Raw genomic sequence first — 21,444 nt, 5'->3', positions numbered from 1 at the left:
TGGCTTACATATTGAAGAACTCCTGGAAAATCTCCAGCCAGGCGTGCTTGCCGCCAATGCCCAGCACCACGAAATAATAGCCCAGCAGTACCACCAGCGCCCCTACGCCCAGGCCCAGCCAGCCCCCCAGTGCCAAGCCAGCCACTACGCCGCCCACCACAAGCAGGCCCCCCAGCACAATATGCAGGGTGTCGTGGCGCAGCGGTGCCCGGGGCCGTTTCACGACTGCCGCTTCCGGGTGAGGCTGGGATATGGACGGGAGCAGGATGTTGCCGGCTGCCAAAACCCGTTTGAGCACTGGGCTGGCCGTGGTGGGGCGGGCTTGCGGGGCCGCTTTATGCGGGGTAGTGCTAGGCAAGCCAGCCGCAAGGGGCGTGAGGTGGGGCGGGGTAACTGCTGGAGAAGCAACAGCAACGGATGCTGTTGGCTCTGACCGGAAGGAAAAGCGTGCCTGCTCGCTGCGGCAGCTGCCGAGTAACAGCAGCGCCAGCATGCAGCCCGCTCGGGTAGTCGTTTGCATGCTCCAAGGTAGAAACAAACTGCCCGGCTCATCAACACCTCACTGGAGCCGCCCGTCGGTTGTAGGCATAAAAAACCGCCGCGTCTCACATCAAAATAGTGAAAGCGCGGCGGCACCGGCAACAAAGAGGGGAGCGGTAAAATTGAAAGCGGCGTATGGTTACTGCTGGCGGAACGAGGCCGCCTCCGTAGCCGTCATGGTTACGCGGGTGGCCTGAGGCCCCTGCGAGTCGTGCAGGAGTAGTACCGTGCTGGCCGAATCGGCGGGGAAGGGCGAAACGGCCCCGAATGTACGGGTTACCAGAGCGGCCCGGGTAGTTTGGCAGCTGGCCATCAGAGCCGTAAAACCACAGAATAACAGGAGCCGGAGTGCGGGCATAACCAGTAGATTGTGAGAAGATAACAGTCCAAAGGTACGGTGGCCCTGGGTTGGTGGCTGGCTTCTTCGGCCAACAAAGGGGCATAGGCTGCCAGTGAAATAAAATTGTCGGCGGAGAACATGGCGCCTCGGCGAACGGGCCGGCTGCAACGGCAAACGGCTCACCCCTGTGGGGTGAGCCGTTTAGCTGAACACTACCAGGAGGTCAGCTTAAAATTCCCTGATTACCTGCTCAATAATGTCGCAGGCCTCGTGCAGCTGCTCCTCGGTAATTACCAGCGGAGGGGCAAACCGGATGATGTCGCCGTGGGTAGGTTTGGCCAGCACACCCCGCTCCATCAGGGTAACGCACACGTCCCAGGCCGTGCGGCCATCGGGGTGAGGCTTGATGATGACGGCATTGAGCAAGCCTTTACCGCGCACCAGTTCCACCACGTCGGGGCGGTGCTGCTGCACCCGGCGCATCCGCTCCCGGAACACCTCCCCCAGGGCTTTGGCGTTGGCCGTTAGCTTCTCGTCGAGCAGTACATCCAGGGCGGCCCGCAGCACCACCGAGGCCAGCGGGTTGCCCCCGAACGTAGAGCCGTGCTGCCCCGGCTGAATAGTAAGCATAATGTCGTTGCGGGCCAGTACGGCCGATACCGGCAGCACCCCCCCGCTCAAGGCCTTGCCCAGAATCAGAATATCGGCGTGTACTCCCTCGTAGCACACGGCCAGCAGCTCCCCGGTACGGCCCAGGCCGGTCTGGATTTCATCGGCAATGAATAGCACGTTGCGGGCCTTGCATAAAGCGGCTGCCCGGGCCAGGTACCCCTCCGAAGGCACCATTACCCCGGCCTCGCCCTGGATGGGCTCCACCAGGAACCCACACACGTGCGGGTCCTGCAGAGCTTCTTCCAGCGCCGCCAAGTCGTTGTAGGGCACTACCTGGTAGCCGGGCATGTACGGCCCGAATCCACCGGTGGAGTCACCGTCGGTGCTGAAGGAGATGATGCCGGTAGTGCGACCATGGAAGTTGTGCTCGGCCACCAGAATACGGGCTTGGTTGGGAGCTATGCCTTTTTCCTGGTACCCCCACTTGCGGGCCAGCTTCAGGGCAGTTTCCACGGCCTCAGCCCCTGAGTTCATCAGCAGGGCCTTATCGTAGTTGAACAGCTCGCACAGCTGTTTTTCGGCCAGACCCAGCTGGTCGTTGAAAAATGCCCGGCTGGTAAGCGTGAGCTTCTGGGCCTGCTCGGTAAGCGCGCCAATAATGCGGGGGTGGCAGTGGCCCTGGTTCACGGCCGAGTAAGCCGACAGGAAATCGTAGTACCGCTTGCCTTCCACGTCCCAGAGGTGCACACCCTCCCCCCGGCTCAGTACTACGGGCAGCGGGTGGTAGTTGTGGGCGCCATACTGGTCTTCCAGGGCCATCAGGTCCTGGCTGCGGGTGCGGGTGAAGGTGTCGGGAGCAGGGAGGTGGGCAGGCATCGACATAAGCAAGACGGAAAATGTGGGTGGGTATTCCCAAAACTACGCAAAACCGGGCAGGCGCGCCGAGGCTACCGTTGCCGGGCATCCAGGAGCTTACCCACAAAGTTGCCTTCCTCTTTACCATCGGGCGTGGTTATCGTCCAGTCCAGCACCGCCGATTCCGGAAAAGAAATCAGCTGGCCCGGCCGAAAGGAGCGTACCACGTCCAGGTCGTTGCTGATAATGCCCTTCACCGTGGTGCCCTCCCACTCCTGCACCCGCACAAATACCTGCTCGTAGGCCCCGCTGGGGTCGAAAATACGGGTGGTGAGAAAAAAGGCCTGACCGGCCGGAAGCCCTTTGGTGAAGCGTTGCCTGGCGCGGGGCAGGGTTTTGCGGGCCTGTTTTACGGCCGGAGCCAGCAGCTTGTCGAAGTCGCGCAGAGCCGCCTCGGCCGAAGTGCCCGTAATGGTCAACGGACGGTCGGTAGGCGCATTGGGAGCCAGGGGAGCCTCATTCCGGGGCTGTTGGGCCAGTGTCATTTCAGCGCACAGCAACAGCCCTGCGAGACCCAGGAACCGGCAAAAGGCACTATACAGCATTGTAAAGAGGAGTAGAAGGTTGGATAACAGGCACGGCCCCAGCGGCGCGTACTGAAGCACTTTCGAAAATGGAAAAATAGGTAGGGGAGCATAGTTGAAGCAGCTGGCCATTGGGCCAAGCGGCCCTTCCCAACCAAAGAGAGCCATCCTGCTATTCGCCCTGCTCGGTGAGGCGCTGCTCCAGGTCCCAGAATTTGCCCAGGTAGTTGCCTTCCTCCCGGCCATCGGAGTGCAGTAGCAGCCAATCCTGCACGGCACTTTCCTCCAGCTCGATGGGGGCCGGCGGATGGGTTTCAGGTACGCGCACAATCAGGCCGGTCAGCTGAGGCCCCTGCCAGGTAAGCACCCGTACCACCAGTAGCTCCGGGGTAGCGGCTTCGTTCAGGCCCTGAGCCACCACGTACAACTGGGCCCCGGTCGGCCGGCGGCCCTGAAACTGCCGCCGTGCCGTTCCCAGAGTGCGGTGCGCCTCTTTAAGGGGTAGCGCGGGGAGCGGGGTGGAAGCCTGAGCTACCTGCCGCACCAGCTCCATTGGGGGCGCGGGGAGTTGCTGAGCAACTCCCCCGGCCGAGCTCAGACTGGTGATGAGCAGCAGGATCCACAATACACGCATACAAGAACAGCTTAACCGGGAATAGGCAAGATAGGGGCTGGCGGCTCAGGTTGTGCCCGGGGGCTTGCGTAACTTGCCGCCTCATCCAGCCTGCCACCCGTGCCGCGCCCCCTTCCTCAGCCTCTTCTTCCCGGCGACTACTACTACACTCCCGACGGGTATATGGTCTTTACCGAGCAGTACCATCGGCGGCGCGGGTATTGCTGCGGCAGCGGCTGCCGGCACTGTCCCTGGAAAAAGAAAGTCAGCCCCCCGGAAAGCAACGAGTCCGGCCTGGCGTGAACCGGCCATGCGGACAAGTTTTTAGGTAACCCGCTATTTTCCAGCGGGGCGGTTTGATATCCTAATATCTTTTCCGATATTTGCGGCCCCGTTTTTCTGCTTTGTAACACTCAACTTTCTGATATCATGGCCCGTGTTTGTGACCTTACTGGCAAGCGTACCCGCGTAGGCAACAACGTTTCGCACGCCAACAACAAAACCAAGCGCAAGTTCTACCCGAACCTGCAGAAGAAGCGTTTCTACATTCCTGAGCAAGACGCCTGGGTTACGTTGAAAGTGGCTACCAGCACCATCCGCACCATCAACAAGAACGGCATCATGTCGGTCCTGAAGAAGGCCAAGGAGCAGGGCTTCATCGTATACTAGTTTCTCCAGTCAAGAGGAATTAGTCGTTTTTTCGCGAAGCTTCCGCCGCCGCGCCCGTTCTGCTTGCAGGGGTGCCGCGGCGGAAGCTTCGCGTTGTTGTATCTGGTACTGTACTCCGCCCGATTCTAAATACTTTAGGAGAGTTTCCGGCCCCGGGCGCGCAACGTGTGCCGCTGGGGGGTGGTCTTTGTGCTGCTATGCCTTTCGCTGTTTTCTCCTCCGCCGGCCGCTGCCTCTTGGTAGCCGCCACGCTGCTCGCTGCCGCTCCTGCCGTACAGGCGCAACGGGCGGCCGGCCCCAACCGCCCCCCCGATTTCCTGGACCCCGCTTTTCATAAGCAGCGGCGCGAATTGGTTCGGCAGGCTATGCCGGCTGGCTCCGTGGCTGTCCTGTTTGCGGCTCCCGTGCGCAACCGCGCCAACGATGTGGATTACGTCTATCATCAAAGTCCCGACTTTTATTACCTGACCGGCTACGAAGAGCCGGAAGCAGTGCTGGTCCTGTTCAAGGAACCGCAAACCATTCAGGGGCAAGCTGGTGTTACCGAAGCGCTGTTCGTGCAGCCCCGCGACCCAAAAGCGGAGCAATGGACGGGCCGCCGCCTCGGCGCCGCGGGTACCCAGCAGGAGCTAAAGCTGCAGTTCACCGCCGATAATAAGGCATTTGCCGGGGCTGGCATTAAGTGGGCAGAGTTTCGCTCCGTGCTCTTCACCGAGCTGCCCACCGACGTGCGCGACGACCCCCGCGACGAGTCCGACTTGTTTAATTTGGTTGCTTCCTTTCGGCAGCAGGCCGCCGTGCCGGCCAGCTTCAGCGCCGAGCAGTCGGGGCTGCACAAAACCATTCAGCGCTACGGGGTGGCCAATGCGGCAAACCTTCGGCCCTACCTGGAAAACCTGAGCAAGCAGATGCCGGAAGTGGCCCAGGACGTGTACGTGCAGAACTACCTCCGGGCCACCACCGATGCCGAGCGCCAGAAGGCCGTAGCCGAGCGTCCGGCTATGCGCTTCGACAGTGGTACCCTCAACGACGCGCTGGATAACCTGCGGGCTGTGAAAACCCCTGAGGAGCTGCAACACCTGCGCCGGGCCATTCGCATCAGCACGGTGGGCCAGCAGGAGGTAATGAAAGCCGCTACGCCGGCCATGGGCGAGATGGAGCTGCAGGGCCTGCACGAGTACGTGTACAAGAAATACGGGGCCGAGTTTGAAGGGTACCCCAGCATCGTGGGGGCCGGCAACAACGCCTGCGTGCTGCACTACATTGCCAACGACAAGCCCCAGGTAAAAAACGATTTGCTGCTGATGGACTGCGGAGCCGAGTACCATGGGTACACCGCCGACGTGACCCGTACCATTCCGCCCAGCGGTAAGTTCAGCCCGGCCCAACGCCAGATTTACGAGCTGGTACTCGCGGCGCAGGAGGCCGGATTTGCCGCCTGTAAGCCCGGAGCCGAGTTTCAGGCTCCGCACAAAGCCGCCCAGAAAGTAATTGCCGATGGTTTGCTGAAACTGGGTATTATTCAGAAGCCGGAGGACGTACGCACCTACTTTCCGCACGGCACCAGCCACTATCTGGGGCTGGATGTGCACGACCGGGGTACGTATGGACCCTTACAGGCCGGCAACGTTATTACCGTCGAGCCCGGAATTTACATTCCGGAAGGCAGCGCCTGCGACCAGAAGTGGTGGAATATCGGCGTCCGGATTGAGGATGATGTGCTCATTACGCCCACCGGCTACGAGAACCTCTCGCGGGAAGCTCCACGCACCGTGGCTGAAATTGAGTCGATGATGCAACGGCCCAGTGCCCTGGATGATTTCCGGTTGCCGGACCTCAGGTAAGGAGGGTGTTCCCCGTGGAGTGGGCTTCTTTCTTAGGAACATATCCGTGTGTAGCCAGCGCCTTCCGCAGGAAGATTTGGGGTCTAAACCAACTTCGAAAAACGAAAAACAAACAACGGACAACCAATCAGGTATTTGACTTTTCAAAAAAGCCTTGTACCTTTGCAGTCCTCATTCCAAAAACCCCGTCGAGATGGCTAAGAAAGGCAACCGGGTGCAGGTAATCCTTGAATGCACTGAGCATAAGAACTCGGGGCAGCCGGGCACCTCGCGCTACATCACCACCAAGAACCGTAAGAACACGCCTGAGCGTATCGAGTTGAAGAAATTCAACAATGTGCTCAAGAAGATGACCGTTCACAAGGAAATCAAGTAATCTGAGCAATGGCTAAGAAAGTAGTAGCAACCCTGAAAACCGCTACCGGCAAGGACTGGGCAAAGGTTATTCGTGCCGTGAAATCGGATAAAACTGGTGCCTATACCTTCCGCGAGGAAATGGTGCCCGTTGACAAAGTGCAGGACTATATCGCCACCGGCGTTAAATAAGCTCCGGCCTTTGTGGCAATTCTGAATACGTGAAGAAGTCCCGCCAGTGTGGGACTTTTTTGCGTTTTAGCGCGAAGCTCCAGCTTCGCGTGCCGTTAATGGCTCCGCTCTCAGAGCGAAGCCAACGTCATCGTTCATCGTCAGTAACGATGCGCGAAGCTGGAGCTTCGCGCTACTCTCCGCATGGGACTTTTCGATTTTTTCAAGAAGGATAAGGAAAGCAAGGAGCAGCAGCAGGCCCTCGATGAGGGGTTGCAGAAAACCAAAACCAGCTTCTTCGACCAGCTCAGCAAGGCCGTGGTGGGCAAAGCCACCGTGGACGAGGCCGTGCTCGACGACCTGGAAACCATGCTGGTGCACGCCGATGTGGGCATTGATACCACGGTAAAGGTCATTGACCGCATCGAGAAGCGTGTGGCCCGCGACAAATACGTGAGTACCTCGGAGCTGGACCGCATCCTGCGGGAGGAAATTGCTGATTTGCTGGACCGTAACAGTGGCGCCACTGGCTCCCGTGCCATCCTCGACCGACCCGACAATACCGGCTCGCCCTTCGTGATTATGGTGGTGGGCGTGAACGGTGTAGGCAAAACGACCACCATCGGCAAGCTGGCGCACCGGTTTCATAGCGCGGGCAAAAAGGTGGTGCTGGGTGCGGCCGACACGTTCCGGGCCGCCGCCGTGGACCAGCTCATCATCTGGGGGCAGCGCGTGGGTGTGCCGGTTATTTCACACGGTATGAACACCGACCCGGCCTCCGTGGCCTACGATGCGGTGCAGAAAGGTGTGGAAATGGGAGCCGACGTGGTGATTATCGACACGGCCGGCCGCCTGCACAACAAGGTGAACCTGATGAACGAGCTGAGCAAAATCAAGCGCGTGATGCAGAAGGTGATTCCCGACGCGCCCCATGAGGTATTGCTGGTGCTGGATGGCAGCACCGGCCAGAATGCGTTTTTGCAGGCCAAGGAGTTTACCAAAGCCACTGAGGTTTCGGCCCTGGCCATTACCAAGCTCGATGGTACGGCTAAAGGTGGCGTGGTTATCGGTATTTCCGATCAGCTCCAGGTGCCCGTGCGCTATATCGGTGTGGGCGAAAAAATGACCGACTTGCAGCTATTCGACCGGACCACGTTTGTGAATTCGCTGTTCAAGAAGTAGCCTTTGCTTCATTTGTCATTCCGAGTGGAGCGAGGAATCCGACTGTATCATTAGACGGTACAGTCGGATTCCTCGCTCCACTCGGAATGATTGTTTTCTACCGGTTCTTCAGACTGTGTCATACTTCACCTCGGACTATGCATGACGTTCTACATCCTTCCTGAGTAGCTTTATAGCCCATAATGCTCCACCGCTATGCGTCTTTCTGCTATCCTCTTCCTGCTGTGCCTGCTGCTCAGTTCCTCAGCGCAGGCCCAATCAACGCAGCAAAAGCCGGTAGCCGGCCTCATTGAGCACATCGAAAGCTTCGCCTCCAAGCTGGTGGAGCCACGCAACGTGGATGTGTGGCTGCCGGCCAGCTACGACGGAAAACGGCGCTTTTCGGTGCTGTACATGCACGATGGGCAGATGCTGTTCGACAGCACTACCACCTGGAACCACCAGGCCTGGAACGTGGATGATGTGGTGACCCGCCTGCAACAGGCCGGGAAGCTGCAGGATGTGATAGTAGTGGGCATGTGGAACGCCGGTCCGCGCCGCCACGCCAACTATTTCCCTCAGAAGCCTTTCGAGCAGCTGACCACCGCGGAGCGCGACACCGTGCAGCAGCAGCTCCGCCAGGCCGGCCGCAGCACCGATGCGTTCCAGCCCAACTCCGATGCCTACCTGCAGTTTCTGGTAACGGAGCTCAAGCCCTTCATCGACAAGAAATATCATGTGTATACCGACCGGCGGCATACGCTTGTGGCTGGTAGCAGCATGGGCGGCCTGATTTCAATGTATGCCTTGTGCGAGTATCCGCAGGTGTTTGGTGGGGCGGCCTGCCTGTCCACGCACTGGCCTGGCACGTTCACCCTGCGCAATAACCCCATGCCAGCCGCCTTCCTGCGCTACCTGCGCACTAATCTGCCGGACCCACGCACGCACAAGCTTTATTTCGACTGCGGCGACCAGACTCTGGATGCACTGTACCCAGCCATTCAGCAGCAGGTAGATGCCGTGGTGCAGACCCGGGGCTACACGCCCGCCTCCTGGCAGACGCGCTACGTGCCCGGCGCTAACCACAGCGAAAAAGCCTGGAATCAGCGCCTCGACTGGCCTTTACAGTTTCTGCTGGGTCGGTAGTTACTCCAAGCCCTGAACTAGAGCTATAAACTAATTCCCCTCCTTGGAAAGGAGGGGCTAGGGGTGGTTGATGGATGTAAGAACGGTTTTAGAACTAGAGCTAGATGATGTTCAATGACTGTCAACCACCCCTAGCCCCTCCTTTCCAAGGAGGGGAACTAGCCCTAGCTCTAGCCTGAATTTCTGATGGCAGTGTTGCTCAATTGTTGATCAAAGAAACTTCTGCAGTAGGAAAAGGCGTTGCGGGCTTCGTACCTTTGCGGTCCGATTTTTCGTCGCGGGCGGTAATGGGCAAGTTTCTCAGTGCTAAGAAATTGCCCGGCCGGCCGTTCACCGATACGCGAAGCCGAGCTTCGTGCTACTCCCTATGAAAGTAAGAAGCCAGCAGGCCAATAAAGTCAACGTTATTACCCTCGGCTGCTCCAAAAACCTCGTCGATTCGGAGGTGATGATGGGGCAGCTTCGGGCCAACCAGTTTGAGGTGACGCACGAGGCCGACAAGAGCGACGCCAACATCGTCATCATCAACACCTGCGGCTTTATCGACAACGCCAAGCAGGAAAGCATCGACACCATTCTGCGCTACGCCGACGAAAAGGAGGCTGGCCGCCTCGAGAAACTGTATGTGACGGGTTGCCTCTCCCAACGCTACAAGGACGACCTGGAGGTGGAAATTCCGCAGGTAGATGCCTTTTTTGGTACCCTGGAGCTGCCCCAGCTGATGAAAACGCTGGAGGCCGACTACATGCACGAGCTGGTGGGTGAGCGGCTGCTGACCACGCCCAAGCACTATGCCTACTTCAAAATTGCCGAGGGCTGCAACCGCCCCTGCTCGTTCTGCGCCATCCCGCTGATGCGCGGCAAGCACATGGACCGCCCTATTGAGGACCTGGTGAAGGAAGCCAAGCGCCTGGCCTCCATGGGCACCAAGGAGCTGATTCTGATTGCCCAGGACCTGACCTACTACGGCCTGCAGCACTACGGTGAGCGGAAGCTGGCCGACCTGATGCGCCACCTCTCCGACGTAAACGGCATCGACTGGATCCGGCTGCAGTACGCCTACCCCTCGCAGTTCCCGATGGACGCGCTGGACGTAATGAACGAGCGGGACAACATCTGCAAGTACCTGGATATGCCTTTGCAGCATATTTCGGATAACATGCTGAAAACCATGCGCCGCGGCATCAGCAAGCGCCGCACGGTGGAACTGGTGGATACCATCCGCCAGCGCGTGCCGGGCATTGCCCTGCGCACCACGCTCATTGCCGGCCACCCCGGCGAAACCCAGCAGGATTTCGAGGACCTCTACCGCTTCGTGGAGGAAACCCGCTTCGACCGCCTGGGCATCTTCACCTACTCGCACGAGGACAACACCCACTCCTTCACCCTGCCCGACGACGTGCCGGCCGAGGTGAAGCAGGACCGTGCCGACCAGATTATGGAGTTGCAGCAGGGCATTTCGATGGAGTTGAACGAGGAGCGCGTGGGCCAGACCCACAAGGTGCTTTTTGACCGCAAGGAAAGCGGCTACTTCGTGGGCCGCACCCAGTACGACTCGCCTGAGGTGGACAACGAGGTGCTGGTGCCCGCCACCAAGGACACCTACGTGCGCCTCGGCGACTTCGCCCAGGTACAGATTACGGAGGCCTCCGACTTCGACCTGTACGGCAAGCTGGTGTAGGGCTTTAGTTGTTAGTTGCTCGTTGTCGGTTGTTAGGTTGAATGACCGGATAGCTGATTGGCAATAAACTTTCCCAGTAGCTCCCGATGCGCTGAGCGTCGGGAGCTACTGCTTTTTGTGGCCTGACCCACAGTCAGCAACTGACAACTGATAACGAGCAACTAACAACTAAAACCCTGATCAGCAGCTGACAACTGACAACAAGCAACTGACAACTAAAAAAGCTCAGTTACTTTGTGGCCGCTGGCCGGTTATAGCCCGATACTTCCCCTCTCGTATGTCCGTCACGACACTTTCGTACGCCGCAACCGGCGCGTTTTCCTCGTTGCTCACCGATTATTTGGGCCAGGCAGAGGCGCTGCAGCCCTTCTACCACCGCTTCCCCACGCTGGCTGCCTTTGCGGAGCAGATACAAGAGAAGCAGGCCCAGTACACGCCCGCGGCCCGGCAGCGGCTCACCGCCGAGCTGCGCCGGCAGTACGCCGCGCTGCCCACGGTGCACCCGGCGGTGCAGGCCAATCTGGAGTTGCTGGCGAAGGATACGACGTTTACCATCACCACCGGCCACCAGCTCAACCTGCTCACCGGCCCGCTGTACTTCATCTACAAGATTGTAACGGCCGTGAAGCTGGCCCGCCAGCTGAAGGCACAGTACCCACAGTACGATTTCGTGCCGGTGTACTGGATGGCCTCCGAAGACCACGACTTCGCCGAAATCAACCACCTGAACCTGTTCGGCAAAAAGTACGAGTGGAATGCCGCCGACCAGGGCGGGCCCGTGGGCCGGCTGCCGCTGGCGGGCCTGAAAGAGGAGTTGCTCGACCAGCTGCCCGCCGACGTGCCAGCGCTGTTCCGCGAAGCGTACGAGCAGTCGAGCACGTTGGCTGAAGCCACCCGCCGCCTCACCCACGCGCTGTTTGGCGAGTACGGGTTGGTGAGCCTGGATGCCGACGTGCCGGCTTTGAAGCAGGCGTTGGTGCCGGTGTTGGAGCAGGAAATTCAGGCCCAGGCCTCCAACCAGGCCGTGCAGGCGGCCAACGCCCGCCTCGAAGCCGCCGGCTACAAACCCCAGGTGTACTCGCGCCCCCTCAACCTGTTTTTCCTCACCGACGGCGGCAAGCGGGAGCGGCTGGAGTACGACGCGGCCCAGGACTGCGTGCAGATTACGGTGCGCAATACCGGCCGCTGCCACACCCAGCAGGAATTGCTGGCGCTGGCCCAGGAGCACCCCGAGCAATTCAGCCCCAACGTAGTGCTGCGGCCCCTGTACCAAGAGCTGCTGCTGCCCAACCTCTGCTATATCGGGGGCGGGGCCGAGGTGGCCTACTGGTTCCAGCTGAAAGGCGTGTTTGAGCAGAACCAGGTGCCGTTTCCCATTCTGCTGCCCCGCAACTCGGCCCAGTATGTGGGCAAGGCCAACGCCGGCAAGCTGCGTAAGCTGGGCCTCACCTCGCTGGACATCTTCCGGCCGCTGCCCGAGCTGAAAAAGCAGGTGGGCGCTACGCTGGGGCAGGAGGAAGTGAGCCTGCAACAGCAGCAGCAACAGCTGGCTGCCGCCTTCCAGCAGATGGCCGACCTAGCCCAGCGCCTCGACCCCACGCTGGTAAAAACGGTGGCGGCTGAGCAGCAAAAGGTGGCCGGCATTGTGCAGGGCCTGGAAAAGCGCCTGAGCAAAGCCGCCGAAGCCAAGCACGAAACCGCCTATACCCAACTCACGGCCCTCAAAGACAAGCTGATGCCCAACGGCCACCTGCAGGAGCGGGAAGACAACGTGCTAAGCATCCTCATCAACAACCCGCAGTTCATTAACCAGCTGCTGGACGCCTTCGACCCGCTGGCCCTGGAGTTTACCGTGCTGGAAGAGGAGTAAGCAGCAACAGCTTCAGCTTGTCGGAAAGTCACTAAAGAACGTCATGCTGCGCTTGCCGAAGCATCTCTACCGCAATGCTAACTTGTTGATTAGCCTCGGTAGAGCTGCTTCGGCAAGCGCAGCATAACTGTTTCAAATAAGCCGGGAAGGCAACCATCGGCTACCCGCAGGGCTCTGGGGGAGAGTTGTTCTACTCTTCACCCACTCCTTATTCCTGATGGCGGCTACCCGGCGTTTCTGTTTTTCTATTTCCTGGCTGCGGAAGGTGGCTGGTGGGCTGCTGGCGGGCCTGCTGCCCCTGGCGGCCACCGGCCAGACGCTGACCGGCACTATCACTGCCAGCCCCGCGGCCGGCCCGGTACCCTACGCCAACCTGGGCATTCCGGGCAAAACGGTAGGCACCGTAACCGACGAGCACGGCCGCTACCAGTTGGCGTATACGCCGGCCAACCTGGCCGATACGGTGTACCTGTCTAGCCTGGGCTACCGGCCGCAACGGGTGCTGCTGCGCGAGCTGGTGGCGCAGCCCAACCGCGTGCTGACGGCCGTGGCCGTGCCGCTGACCGGTGTGCGGGTGCAGGCCCCAGGGCTGTACAAGCGCCGCCGCACGCTAGGTTGTACCAGTACCTCCCATTCTATCATTGCCAAGCTCAAAGCCGAGCATCTGGGAGCCGAAATGGGTATGGTCGTTTCTATCAAACACAAACCCACCAAGCTGCTGACGGCCCATTTCAACGTGCTGTACCAGCAGTCCGATACCTTGCGGTTTCGGGTAAACCTGTACCGGCTGCGGCCCGATGGCCGCCCATCAGAGGAGAAGCTACTGAACCGAAATCTGCTGGTGAACACCGCCGACCGCACCAGCCCCAACGCCCCGCTCACTGTGGACCTGACCCCGGACCAGTTGGTGGTGGACGAGGATTTTCTGTTGACGCTGGAGTGGGTTGGCGGCGGAGAGGTGGAGCAGGTAAGTAAAAGCCTGGCCTTCTCCAGCGCCCTGGGTTACGGTAAAGGCGACCTGTACTTCCGTAAAACCAGTCAGGATTACTGGGAAAAACCTTCCCTAGGGGCGGCCCTGGCCGGGATGCAGCCCCGAGTAGGCTTTTATGTGACGGCGTTGGACTAACGGTTGTCTGTTTACGAGCGTCAGGTCCAAAACGACAGGCAGATTGGTGGAGTCTGTATATTTGACTTACTACCTAGCCCTTAGTCGTTGCTATCCTGATTCAGCATGTTTTCCCGAATACTCTCCCTTTTTTCCTCCTCCGGTGCCGGTGCTGCGCGTGATTTATCGTTTGGTCTGCTGAATGCCCGGCAGGTTGTTCCGTTAGTTAAGGACGAGAAGTGGGAGCAGCTAGAGCAGCTAGCCCGGGCGCTAAGCTCGGACGAGCTTTCCCGCTTGCTGGACGGCATCTGCCTGACGGATCGGTTCAACAAGCAGATTCTGCCGTTGGGCAAGCAGAAAGAGCAGGAGTTTGCCCGGCTGGTGCTGGGTGCCTGGCACCTCTACCAGGCCTGGCAGGCCCGCTCCGGCCTGCTGGCTAAGGATGTGTCAAAGTCTCAGATGGAAGGGTTTGAACACTACTTGCTGCTGGCGCGGGTGTTGCTGGGCGGCACGTTTGCAACTCCGGCGTTTCTGGGCGAAGCCCGCGCCCGACTGATCCGCGTGGAAATGGGCCTGAATGAACCAGACCGCGCTATGGCGGCCTTTCACCAAAGCGTTGCCGTGGATGCGCGGAAATTCTGGGCCCACCACCACGTTTTCAAGCTGTCCTCGCCCAAATGGCTGGGTAGTGAGGAAGAGTTGGTGGGCTACATTCAGTCGGTGCAGGATGGGGCGCTGCGCTACGCACTTTGGCTGATGTTTCTGGTAGAAATGTACAGTGACGCTAATCTGGAAGATGAATCGTCTGCTTTGCAACGGTGGCATCCGATGTATGAGTCGCTGCTGAAAGAGGTGCTGGCTCAGCCGCCGCTGCCAGTTGATGGTACGTTGGTATCCATCTATGCCAACAATAATTTGGCGTACCTGTACCACTTGGCAGGTGAGCGGGAAAAGCGCAATTCCACACTAACGGCGCTGAATGGACATTATTCACCGTATCCGTGGGACTACTTCGGTATTGACACTAGTAGCGCAGCAGCGATGAAAGCTTTCCAGTCGTCACTGGCCTGCCGCCCATGACCAAAGCCAACCTCCGCCGCGAAGCCCTGGCCCGCCGCCGCGCCCTGCCCGAAGCCGAAGTGGCCCGGCGCAGCGCCGCGCTGTGGGCGCAGTTACAGGCAGGGCTGCCGGTGCCGGCGTGGCGGTGGCTGCACCTGTTTCTGCCCATTCCGCAGCAGCACGAGCCCGATACCTGGCCCCTGATCCGGGGGCTGTGGGCGCAGCAGCCACTCCTGCAGCTGGCCGTGCCCGTGGTTCAGCCCGATGGCCACTCGCTCCGCCACTTCCACCTTACGCCTGAAACAGCGCTGGCAACAAACCGCTGGGGCATTCCGGAGCCGGTGGGTGCCGCCGAAGTGCAGCCCGCGCAGCTGGATGCCGTGCTGATTCCGCTGTTGGCCTTCGATGAAACCGGCCAGCGCGTGGGCTACGGCAAAGGCTTCTACGACCGGTTTCTGGCCGATTGCCGGCCCGATATCCTGCGCATTGGCGTGAGTCTGGAGCCGCCGGTTGCGCGTATCCAGGATGCCTGGGCGGGTGATGTGCCGCTGCACGCCTGCCTCACGCCGGAGCAGGTGTGGTGGTTTTAATATATTAAATCATAGAGTATCATCAGCTAGCCTTGACACCCCCCTAAAGCAGGTGAAATTATCCTTCCGTACCGGCCCCACTCGCCGTAGTTTGCAGCCCGATATGACGCCCATGGCAGGCATTGGTTTTTTGCTGGTGACGTTTTTTATGCTGGTTACTACCGCTGCCAAGCCTACCCTCATGGAGCTGACCATGCCCGTAAAGCCAAAGCCAACGGACGAGTTAGTAAGTAGGTGTTGCGGCAATGCGCTTACCGTGCTGGTAGGAGCTAATAACCGGGTATTTTATTACTGGGGTATGAGTCCTGCCTTCACCAACGACCCGCTCCACGAAACCACGCTTGGCAGTGAGGGGTTGCGGCAGGTTCTGCTGGCTTTTCGCAAAGAGTCCTGCCCCTTTGTTCTTATCAAAACCTCCGATGAGGCCTCCTATCGAGGTATGGTGGATGTGCTGGACGAAATGCGCATTACGGATACCCGCCGCTACGGGCTGGTAGATATGACGGCCACGGATAAGCAGCTGTTGGCCCAGGTTAGATAATGCCGGCGCACTACACTAGGGCGTGTACCTGGGGCGTTGCCTGGATGCAACCGTATTCACCTAACCCCAGTTCCGTTATGGCCGACCTCCAGACTGCCGCCCCCGCCGCCCGTGGTACCAAGCCCCGCGCCAAAAAACATGCCTTCCGCCTCGATATGACCCCGATGGTAGACCTGGCTTTTCTGCTGCTGACCTTTTTCATGCTGACTACTACCTTCAGCAAACCCACAGTAATGGAAGTGGCCATGCCAGCCAAAGGCCCCGATACGTCGCCGGTGCCCGCCTCCAAAGCCCTGACGGTGCTACTGGGAGAGAAGCATCAGGTGCATTACTTCTACGGCGTAAATACCGCCAGTGAGCCGGCCAAGCTACACACTACCTCATTTGCCGTCGATGGTCTGCGCCGCGTTCTGCTGGCTTTCCGGCAGGCTACTCCGGGTACTGTGCTTATCAAGGCTTCTGATAAAGCAGCTTACCAAAGCATGGTGGATGCGCTGGATGAAATGAACATCACCGACACCAGAAAATATGCCCTGGTTGATCTTACCCCCACCGATAAAGCACTGTTGGCGCCCGTCCAGTAACATCATCATGCTGCTTTGTTGCCTGCTCCTTGACGTAGGGTGCATAGTAAACGCCGCCTGCTATCCGGAATAGCAGGCGGCGCGTTATTTTACAGCGGTTGTGTTGTCGGGCAGCGGAGCGGCAGTAGCCGCAGCAGGGCGGTGGCTGGCCTTCTTACGTGGGTTGACAGGGTGGGAAGCACGGCGTTGAGCCGCCAATACCTCGGACAAGGACGACAGAGTGACTTTCATACAGTAAAGGGGTAGGTGAATAAAACAACACGCAATAGGGTAGTAAGCAGTAGGATCAGAGCGGGGTACTAGCGGCAAGATACTATAAGCCCGCGGAAAAACTACGTGTCTGCCAGTACGGTTGAGGCTAGCGCCGAGCCGTGGTATCGAGGCCGGTGATACGGGCCTGCCCCCAGGGCGCCACGCTGATCTGTACCCGCAGGGGCTGCCGGCGGCTGAGCTTGCGGCTCATGGTTTCGGGCACGTAATACCGCTCCAGGCCGTAGCGCAGGCGTAGCCCCCGCCGCCAGATGGCCTGCACCGAGCCCCGTAGTACTGCCTGCTGCCCACTGGTGGCGGGGCGCTCCGGAAAAATGCCGATGGCTTCGAAGGTGCCATTGGGGCGGGGAGTCAGCAGCACGTAGGCTGCCTGCTGCCGCCGGGGCGGGGTGCTGCCCCGCCACAGCCCGCCCGGTAGCTCATTAATCTGGTAGCGCAGGTTCAGGTAGTCGCCGTACAGCAGGTCGCGCGGGTCCACGGGCTGGGTACTGAGCCAGAGAGTACGGCCCAGGGCGGCCGTAGCATAGCCGGCCACGGCTACTCCCAGCACAAACAGCACCTGCGCTGCTACCAGCCACTGCAGCCAGCGGCGCTGCCGGGGCTCCACCATAGCGGGCCGGACCGGGGCAGATGTTGCTTCAATGGTCATGGGCGAGGAGTGGAAGAACCGGAAAACGTGCGGGCAGCCCGGCGGCGTAGCAGCCAGCTCAGCCCGAACAGCAGTAGCCCCCCTAGCAGGAAAAACAACGACTTATCCATGAAACCCCAGGTCAGCTTGAAATACGCCACAGCCGTGGTCAGGATAAATAGCACGGTGCTCAGCGTCACCCGGTCCTGGTTCTGCTCCTGATGGGCCCGCAGCAGCACGGCTCCCGAGTAGGCATACAGTACCAGCAGCGTTGCTACGGCCAGCGGGAGCCCCCCAGTGAAGTAGAACCCTGGCAGCAGCAACAGCCAATCGGTGAGGCTGCCGAGGCGACCCCGTTGCTGCTTGCCCACCCCCGACAGTACGGCCACGGCCGCCAAGGCCACCAGATAGGGCACCAAGGGAGCCCGCAGCTGCCCGGCATATACATCGGACTCCCCGAACAGCGCCAGCCCCAGCGTAAACAAAAACGCGGCCACCAGCGGCGGCCCCTGCAGGGCCCGGCCCGCCGGCCGGTCGGGCTGCCAGTCGCCCAGCGTGTACACCAGCATGGCCGGAATAATGAACCAGGTAATTTTGACGTGCAAAAAGTTGATGAGCAGGGCTGCCTGCCACAGCAGCCCGGTAGCCAGCACCCCACCCAGCAGGGCATCGGGCCGGCGCCACCAGTAGTAGCCCAGGCCCAGCGCCGTGCCCAGGGCCGTGAGGTAGCTGAACGCGCCCAGCTGCCCGGTGTTATAACCCTGTACAATACCGCTGATAACGGCCGTAAGCAGAAACAGCAGGCGGCTGCGGTAGAGCCACGTCAGGCCCATACCGGCTACGGCCCAGGCCAGCAGCCCCGTCAGGTCGTAACCAATAAGCTGGTAGAGCTGACTGGTGAGTACAATGCTGGCTCCGAACAGGATAAGACCCAGCGCCACCAGCGCCATGCCCAGGCTCAGGTTGCCTCGCCGCCGGAAATACTCGCCCCCGGCATAGGCGGCGCACAAAGCGCCCAGCAGCAACCCCAGCCGCACCAGCTCCGGCAGCCCCTGCCAGTTGGCGGCTACCACGCTCAGCGCACTCAGGCCCACCAGCAGGCTGCCCAGCAGGGGCAACAGGCCAATAGCAGTGGTATCGGTGGGGTACAGGGCCAGCAGCTGCTCGCGCTGCTGCTCCGTAATAATGCCCCGCTGCACCCAGGCCGGCCCTTCAGTTTCCAGTAGTTTGCGACTCATAACTGAAGCAACTTACGCAGGAAGGCGCGGAAATGCCGTTTCGCTCAGTTAGGGTTGAATACGTACAGGGTATCCGTTGCCGCTATGTTACGGTACCACGCGGCATGGGCGGAAGTACAGAAACAGCCCAGGCATTGCGTATCCTGCCACTGCTGCTGGCAAACCGGGCACTTGCCGGCCGTGGCAAACGTGTCCCAGATGTGGCCGCAGCTGCACTGCCACTCCGCTTGACCACTGGGCTGCCAGTTACACTTCGGGCACGCTATGACGGATATGGGCTTTCGGATGGGCATACAGGTACATGGTTATAGGTAACCCGCTTATCCTCGTTTCCAGGCGCGGGTCATTTCCCGCTTGCCGGGCGGGCCGGGGATTTTCTCCACCAGCCAGCCGGCCGCCAGCAGGCTTCGCTTAAACGAGCCCTTGGCGCAGTAGCTCACCAGGCAGCCACCCGGAGCCGTAGCCGCGTACAGCTGCCGGAATACCTCGTCGGTCCACATATCAGGCTGCTTTTCCGGAGCAAAGGCGTCGAAGTAGATGACGTGGTACGTGTCGTTGGGCAGAAGAGTGGTTTGCAGCTCGCCCGCCAGCTTCAGCAGCACAAACTGGGGAGTAAGGGCTACCGGCCGCCCCCAGGTAGAGGCGTGCAGCTGCTGCTGATAGTCAAGTAGCTCAGGGTGGTGGAAGTAGTTTTCGGTGCCCAGCTGCCCTACCACTGACCAGGGCAAGGGGTACTTCTCGATGGTATCGTAAAACACCGGCTGCCCGGCGGTGGTGGCGCGCTCCAGGGTAAGCAAGGCGTTGAGGCCCGTGCCAAAGCCTATTTCCAGCACCCACACGGGTTCTGTGGCCGCCGCCAGCGCGTGCTCCAGGCCGGCGGCCAGATATACGTGCCGGGCTTCCTGCAGCGCGCCGTGGGTGCTGTGGTAGTGCTCATTGAGAGCAGGCACGAACAGGGTGCTGGAACCATCGGCGGTAGCACGCACTTCCACGTGGGGCATCGAAATCATAGACAGGAGCGAAAAAACCGGAATCGGCAGCCAGTACCCAGAATGGAGTGAATGCCGTAGCCCAATATACGGCAATCCGGGCTAAAACCCGAGGTGTTGGGGCTCTACTTCACCCCCGTGCGTACCTTGCCGGCCTATGGCTCGCATCCGGATTTCCCTACCCGATACCTTTCTGCTGACTGTGGAGATGCCCGTGCGCATCACCGACCTTAACTACGGCAACCACCTGGGCAACCACGCCTTGCTGGGCCTGCTGCACGAGGCCCGGGTTCAGCTGCTGCAGCACCTGGGTTACCCCGAGTACAACCCCACCACCGGCCAGGGTCACATTATGGCCGATGTGGCCATAGAGTACAAGGGCGAAGGGTTTTACGGCGACACGCTTCGCATCCAACTGGGGGCCGCCGACCTCAGTAAATACGGCTTCGATGTGGTGTACTGGGTGCACAATCAGCACGGCCGCGAAATTGCCCGCGCCAAAACCGGTATGCTCTGCTTCGATTATACTACCCGCAAGCTCCTGCCGCTACCGGAGGAGTACGCCGCCCACCTGCGGGGGGAGTAGTGTGGCGGTGATAGGGTAAGTTGAGAAAAAAACTGTCATCCTGAGCGCAGCGAAGGACCTTATTCCGTTGCCGCGTTTGCCCTTCAATAGGATAAGGTCCTTCGCTGCGCTCAGGATAACAGCGGCACCGTAACAGCCAGCTCATTGAATGGCCATTGCACGAAAACCGGTGCATCAATCGGCACTTTTTTCATTATCAGCGGGTTGAGGCACGTTCCTGGCCAGAAGCGTAGGGCTTCGGCGGCTGGTGTTGTATCTTTGCAGTATGATGATTGATTTGCCCGTAGTTTCCAAGCGCGACATCCGTAAACTCAGCCCCGACGAGCTTAAGGCCTTTATGGTAGAGCACGGCGAAAAGCCCTTCCGCGCCAAGCAGGTGCTGGAGTGGCTGTGGAAGAATACGGCCGGCTCCTTCGAGGAAATGAACAACATCAGCCTGAGTACGCGCGAGCTGCTGGCCCGGCACTTCGTTATCAATGGCGTACAGGTGCAGAACTCGCAGCTCAGCAACGACGGGACCATTAAGTCGGCTTTCCGCCTGTACGATGGCAACATCGTGGAAGGTGTGCTCATCCCGCATGACACGCGCATGACGGCTTGCATCAGCTCGCAGGTGGGCTGCTCGCTTACCTGTAAGTTCTGCGCCACTGGCTACATGGAGCGTAAGCGCAACCTGGAGGCGGCTGAAATCTACGACCAGGTGGTACGCATCCGGGAGCAGTGTGAGGCCCAGTACGGCACCCCGCTCACCAACATCGTGTACATGGGCATGGGTGAGCCGCTGCTCAATTATGCCAACGTGGTGAAAAGCATTGAGCGCATCACCGCCCCCGATGGCCTGAACATGGCCCCGCGCCGCATTACGGTGAGCACCGCCGGCATTGCCAAGATGATCAAAAAGCTGGCCGACGACGGGGTGAAGGCCAACCTGGCCCTTTCGCTGCACGCCCCCAACGACGCCAAGCGCAACGAAATTATGCCCATCAACGAGGCCAACTCCCTGGCTTCGCTGAAAGATGCGCTCAAGCACTATCACCAGGTAACAGGGCGCAAAGTCACTTACGAGTACATCGTGTTCGAGAGCTTTAACGACACGCTGCAGGATGCCGAAGAGCTGTTCCAGATTTCGAAGTGGATACCGTGCAAGGTGAACCTCATCGAGTACAACCCCATCGAAAACGCCGATTATGTAAACACGGCTGACGATAAGCTACTGGCTTTTCATAAGTATCTGGCCGATAGGGGGGTGCAAACCAATGTGCGCCGCTCCCGGGGTAAAGACATTGACGCGGCCTGCGGGCAGCTGGCCGTTAAGGAAAAGCCCCAGGAAGCCTAGCCCGGGTTTTGCGCCGTCACCACACGCGCCACGGCCCGCCATTCATACAGAGTGGCGGGCCGTGGCGCGTGTGATGAC

25 protein-coding genes are annotated in these 21,444 nt (G+C 59.9%); 16 read left to right on the top strand and 9 right to left on the bottom strand.

Translation table 11 applies throughout. The features are described 5' to 3' along the window. Positions 1-4: 4 nt before the first annotated feature. The 5 genes from EI290_RS01750 to EI290_RS01730 all read right to left on the bottom strand — a co-directional run bounded on the left by EI290_RS01750 (position 5) and on the right by EI290_RS01730 (position 3,565). A complete protein-coding gene (locus tag EI290_RS01750; RefSeq protein ID WP_125426029.1) occupies positions 5-520 on the bottom strand; it encodes a hypothetical protein in 516 nt (171 codons plus the stop codon). A 159-nt stretch (positions 521-679) separates the two neighbouring features. After that, complete coding sequence (locus EI290_RS01745) at positions 680-898, bottom strand: hypothetical protein (protein WP_125426026.1); 219 nt, start codon at positions 896-898, stop codon at positions 680-682. Positions 899-1,108: 210 nt separating this feature from the next. Beyond that, positions 1,109-2,374 carry an ornithine--oxo-acid transaminase gene (gene rocD, locus EI290_RS01740; RefSeq protein ID WP_394343520.1) on the bottom strand — a complete coding sequence of 422 codons (1,266 nt, stop codon included), beginning with the start codon at positions 2,372-2,374 and terminating at the stop codon, positions 1,109-1,111. 65 nt (positions 2,375-2,439) lie between these two features. Next, the gene (locus tag EI290_RS22295; RefSeq protein ID WP_185816797.1) at positions 2,440-2,892 is read right to left on the bottom strand and encodes a DUF2314 domain-containing protein; all 453 of its coding nucleotides are present in this window, start codon (positions 2,890-2,892) and stop codon (positions 2,440-2,442) included. 211 nt (positions 2,893-3,103) lie between these two features. Next, positions 3,104-3,565: a hypothetical protein gene (locus EI290_RS01730; protein WP_125426020.1), complete on the bottom strand. Its 462-nt coding sequence runs from the start codon at positions 3,563-3,565 to the stop codon at positions 3,104-3,106. 99 nt (positions 3,566-3,664) lie between these two features. Here EI290_RS01730 and EI290_RS01725 point away from each other — a divergent pair, with 99 nt between their 5' ends. From EI290_RS01725 to EI290_RS01660, 14 genes are all read left to right on the top strand, one after another. Then, the gene (locus tag EI290_RS01725) at positions 3,665-3,847 is read left to right on the top strand and encodes a DUF5522 domain-containing protein (RefSeq protein ID WP_317127448.1); all 183 of its coding nucleotides are present in this window, start codon (positions 3,665-3,667) and stop codon (positions 3,845-3,847) included. Between the two features lie 126 nt (positions 3,848-3,973). After that, positions 3,974-4,213 carry a 50S ribosomal protein L28 gene (gene rpmB / locus EI290_RS01720; RefSeq protein ID WP_044003635.1) on the top strand — a complete coding sequence of 80 codons (240 nt, stop codon included), beginning with the start codon at positions 3,974-3,976 and terminating at the stop codon, positions 4,211-4,213. A 197-nt stretch (positions 4,214-4,410) separates the two neighbouring features. Then, on the top strand, positions 4,411-6,057 hold the full coding sequence (locus EI290_RS01715; RefSeq protein ID WP_125426017.1) for an aminopeptidase P family protein: 1,647 nt from the start codon (positions 4,411-4,413) through the stop codon (positions 6,055-6,057). Between the two features lie 193 nt (positions 6,058-6,250). Continuing rightward, complete coding sequence (rpmG, locus tag EI290_RS01710; protein WP_022825071.1) at positions 6,251-6,433, top strand: 50S ribosomal protein L33; 183 nt, start codon at positions 6,251-6,253, stop codon at positions 6,431-6,433. An 8-nt stretch (positions 6,434-6,441) separates the two neighbouring features. Next, positions 6,442-6,603, top strand: coding sequence for a DUF4295 domain-containing protein (locus tag EI290_RS01705; protein ID WP_125417325.1), 162 nt, complete (start codon positions 6,442-6,444; stop codon positions 6,601-6,603). Between the two features lie 183 nt (positions 6,604-6,786). After that, a complete protein-coding gene (ftsY, locus tag EI290_RS01700; protein ID WP_125426014.1) occupies positions 6,787-7,764 on the top strand; it encodes a signal recognition particle-docking protein FtsY in 978 nt (325 codons plus the stop codon). A 195-nt stretch (positions 7,765-7,959) separates the two neighbouring features. Beyond that, positions 7,960-8,889 carry an alpha/beta hydrolase gene (locus EI290_RS01695; RefSeq protein ID WP_125426010.1) on the top strand — a complete coding sequence of 310 codons (930 nt, stop codon included), beginning with the start codon at positions 7,960-7,962 and terminating at the stop codon, positions 8,887-8,889. Between the two features lie 367 nt (positions 8,890-9,256). Then, positions 9,257-10,570 (top strand): 30S ribosomal protein S12 methylthiotransferase RimO, encoded by a 1,314-nt coding sequence (rimO, locus tag EI290_RS01690; RefSeq protein ID WP_125426007.1) that lies wholly within the window; start codon positions 9,257-9,259, stop codon positions 10,568-10,570. 277 nt (positions 10,571-10,847) lie between these two features. Further along, on the top strand, positions 10,848-12,440 hold the full coding sequence (gene bshC / locus EI290_RS01685) for a bacillithiol biosynthesis cysteine-adding enzyme BshC (RefSeq protein WP_125426004.1): 1,593 nt from the start codon (positions 10,848-10,850) through the stop codon (positions 12,438-12,440). A 217-nt stretch (positions 12,441-12,657) separates the two neighbouring features. Beyond that, positions 12,658-13,566, top strand: a complete 909-nt coding sequence (locus EI290_RS01680; protein ID WP_125426001.1) for a carboxypeptidase-like regulatory domain-containing protein — start codon at positions 12,658-12,660, stop codon at positions 13,564-13,566. A 105-nt stretch (positions 13,567-13,671) separates the two neighbouring features. Next, positions 13,672-14,625, top strand: a complete 954-nt coding sequence (locus tag EI290_RS01675) for a hypothetical protein (protein ID WP_125425998.1) — start codon at positions 13,672-13,674, stop codon at positions 14,623-14,625. Next, on the top strand, positions 14,622-15,194 hold the full coding sequence (locus tag EI290_RS01670) for a 5-formyltetrahydrofolate cyclo-ligase (RefSeq protein WP_125425995.1): 573 nt from the start codon (positions 14,622-14,624) through the stop codon (positions 15,192-15,194). The genes EI290_RS01675 and EI290_RS01670 overlap by 4 nt, the downstream gene beginning before the upstream one ends. A 52-nt stretch (positions 15,195-15,246) precedes the next feature. After that, positions 15,247-15,735 carry an ExbD/TolR family protein gene (locus EI290_RS01665; RefSeq protein WP_185816796.1) on the top strand — a complete coding sequence of 163 codons (489 nt, stop codon included), beginning with the start codon at positions 15,247-15,249 and terminating at the stop codon, positions 15,733-15,735. A 77-nt stretch (positions 15,736-15,812) separates the two neighbouring features. Beyond that, the gene (locus EI290_RS01660; protein ID WP_125425990.1) at positions 15,813-16,319 is read left to right on the top strand and encodes an ExbD/TolR family protein; all 507 of its coding nucleotides are present in this window, start codon (positions 15,813-15,815) and stop codon (positions 16,317-16,319) included. Positions 16,320-16,403: 84 nt separating this feature from the next. On the opposite strand, the gene EI290_RS22290 is transcribed toward EI290_RS01660, so the two are convergent. The 4 genes from EI290_RS22290 to mnmD form a co-directional block, all read right to left on the bottom strand. After that, positions 16,404-16,550, bottom strand: a complete 147-nt coding sequence (locus EI290_RS22290) for a hypothetical protein (RefSeq protein ID WP_185816795.1) — start codon at positions 16,548-16,550, stop codon at positions 16,404-16,406. Between the two features lie 127 nt (positions 16,551-16,677). Further along, a complete protein-coding gene (locus tag EI290_RS01655) occupies positions 16,678-17,238 on the bottom strand; it encodes a GDYXXLXY domain-containing protein (protein ID WP_125425987.1) in 561 nt (186 codons plus the stop codon). After that, complete coding sequence (locus tag EI290_RS01650) at positions 17,235-18,455, bottom strand: DUF2157 domain-containing protein (RefSeq protein WP_125425984.1); 1,221 nt, start codon at positions 18,453-18,455, stop codon at positions 17,235-17,237. Before EI290_RS01650 ends, EI290_RS01655 begins: the two co-directional genes overlap by 4 nt. Before the next feature lie 320 nt (positions 18,456-18,775). Further along, complete coding sequence (gene mnmD, locus EI290_RS01645; protein ID WP_246008818.1) at positions 18,776-19,465, bottom strand: tRNA (5-methylaminomethyl-2-thiouridine)(34)-methyltransferase MnmD; 690 nt, start codon at positions 19,463-19,465, stop codon at positions 18,776-18,778. A gap of 136 nt (positions 19,466-19,601) precedes the next feature. Between mnmD and EI290_RS01640 the strand changes: the two genes are divergently transcribed. Both EI290_RS01640 and rlmN read left to right on the top strand, forming a co-directional pair. Continuing rightward, the gene (locus EI290_RS01640; RefSeq protein ID WP_125425981.1) at positions 19,602-20,030 is read left to right on the top strand and encodes a thioesterase family protein; all 429 of its coding nucleotides are present in this window, start codon (positions 19,602-19,604) and stop codon (positions 20,028-20,030) included. A gap of 268 nt (positions 20,031-20,298) precedes the next feature. Further along, positions 20,299-21,366, top strand: a complete 1,068-nt coding sequence (rlmN, locus tag EI290_RS01635) for a 23S rRNA (adenine(2503)-C(2))-methyltransferase RlmN (RefSeq protein WP_394343522.1) — start codon at positions 20,299-20,301, stop codon at positions 21,364-21,366. Positions 21,367-21,444 lie beyond the last annotated feature (78 nt).

Source organism: Hymenobacter metallilatus (genome assembly GCF_003944705.1).
In the GTDB taxonomy this organism is placed as follows: domain Bacteria; phylum Bacteroidota; class Bacteroidia; order Cytophagales; family Hymenobacteraceae; genus Hymenobacter; species Hymenobacter metallilatus.
The sequence above is the reverse complement of the archived record's forward strand: the minus strand, read 5'-3'. Positions and strand labels throughout refer to the sequence as shown.

Bases quoted from the DNA above. Each gene is read 5' to 3' on its own strand.
- EI290_RS01750 (WP_125426029.1), bottom strand. From the start codon at position 520: ATGCAAACGACTACCCGAGCGGGCTGCATGCTGGCGCTGCTGTTACTC.
- EI290_RS01745 (WP_125426026.1), bottom strand. From the start codon at position 898: ATGCCCGCACTCCGGCTCCTGTTATTCTGTGGTTTTACGGCTCTGATG.
- rocD (WP_394343520.1), bottom strand. From the start codon at position 2,374: ATGTCGATGCCTGCCCACCTCCCTGCTCCCGACACCTTCACCCGCACC.
- EI290_RS22295 (WP_185816797.1), bottom strand. From the start codon at position 2,892: ATGACACTGGCCCAACAGCCCCGGAATGAGGCTCCCCTGGCTCCCAAT.
- EI290_RS01730 (WP_125426020.1), bottom strand. From the start codon at position 3,565: ATGCGTGTATTGTGGATCCTGCTGCTCATCACCAGTCTGAGCTCGGCC.
- rpmB (WP_044003635.1), top strand. From the start codon at position 3,974: ATGGCCCGTGTTTGTGACCTTACTGGCAAGCGTACCCGCGTAGGCAAC.
- EI290_RS01715 (WP_125426017.1), top strand. From the start codon at position 4,411: ATGCCTTTCGCTGTTTTCTCCTCCGCCGGCCGCTGCCTCTTGGTAGCC.
- rpmG (WP_022825071.1), top strand. From the start codon at position 6,251: ATGGCTAAGAAAGGCAACCGGGTGCAGGTAATCCTTGAATGCACTGAG.
- EI290_RS01705 (WP_125417325.1), top strand. From the start codon at position 6,442: ATGGCTAAGAAAGTAGTAGCAACCCTGAAAACCGCTACCGGCAAGGAC.
- ftsY (WP_125426014.1), top strand. From the start codon at position 6,787: ATGGGACTTTTCGATTTTTTCAAGAAGGATAAGGAAAGCAAGGAGCAG.
- EI290_RS01695 (WP_125426010.1), top strand. From the start codon at position 7,960: ATGCGTCTTTCTGCTATCCTCTTCCTGCTGTGCCTGCTGCTCAGTTCC.
- rimO (WP_125426007.1), top strand. From the start codon at position 9,257: ATGAAAGTAAGAAGCCAGCAGGCCAATAAAGTCAACGTTATTACCCTC.
- bshC (WP_125426004.1), top strand. From the start codon at position 10,848: ATGTCCGTCACGACACTTTCGTACGCCGCAACCGGCGCGTTTTCCTCG.
- EI290_RS01680 (WP_125426001.1), top strand. From the start codon at position 12,658: ATGGCGGCTACCCGGCGTTTCTGTTTTTCTATTTCCTGGCTGCGGAAG.
- EI290_RS01675 (WP_125425998.1), top strand. From the start codon at position 13,672: ATGTTTTCCCGAATACTCTCCCTTTTTTCCTCCTCCGGTGCCGGTGCT.
- EI290_RS01670 (WP_125425995.1), top strand. From the start codon at position 14,622: ATGACCAAAGCCAACCTCCGCCGCGAAGCCCTGGCCCGCCGCCGCGCC.
- EI290_RS01660 (WP_125425990.1), top strand. From the start codon at position 15,813: ATGGCCGACCTCCAGACTGCCGCCCCCGCCGCCCGTGGTACCAAGCCC.
- EI290_RS22290 (WP_185816795.1), bottom strand. From the start codon at position 16,550: ATGAAAGTCACTCTGTCGTCCTTGTCCGAGGTATTGGCGGCTCAACGC.
- EI290_RS01655 (WP_125425987.1), bottom strand. From the start codon at position 17,238: ATGACCATTGAAGCAACATCTGCCCCGGTCCGGCCCGCTATGGTGGAG.
- EI290_RS01650 (WP_125425984.1), bottom strand. From the start codon at position 18,455: ATGAGTCGCAAACTACTGGAAACTGAAGGGCCGGCCTGGGTGCAGCGG.
- mnmD (WP_246008818.1), bottom strand. From the start codon at position 19,465: ATGATTTCGATGCCCCACGTGGAAGTGCGTGCTACCGCCGATGGTTCC.
- EI290_RS01640 (WP_125425981.1), top strand. From the start codon at position 19,602: ATGGCTCGCATCCGGATTTCCCTACCCGATACCTTTCTGCTGACTGTG.
- rlmN (WP_394343522.1), top strand. From the start codon at position 20,299: ATGATTGATTTGCCCGTAGTTTCCAAGCGCGACATCCGTAAACTCAGC.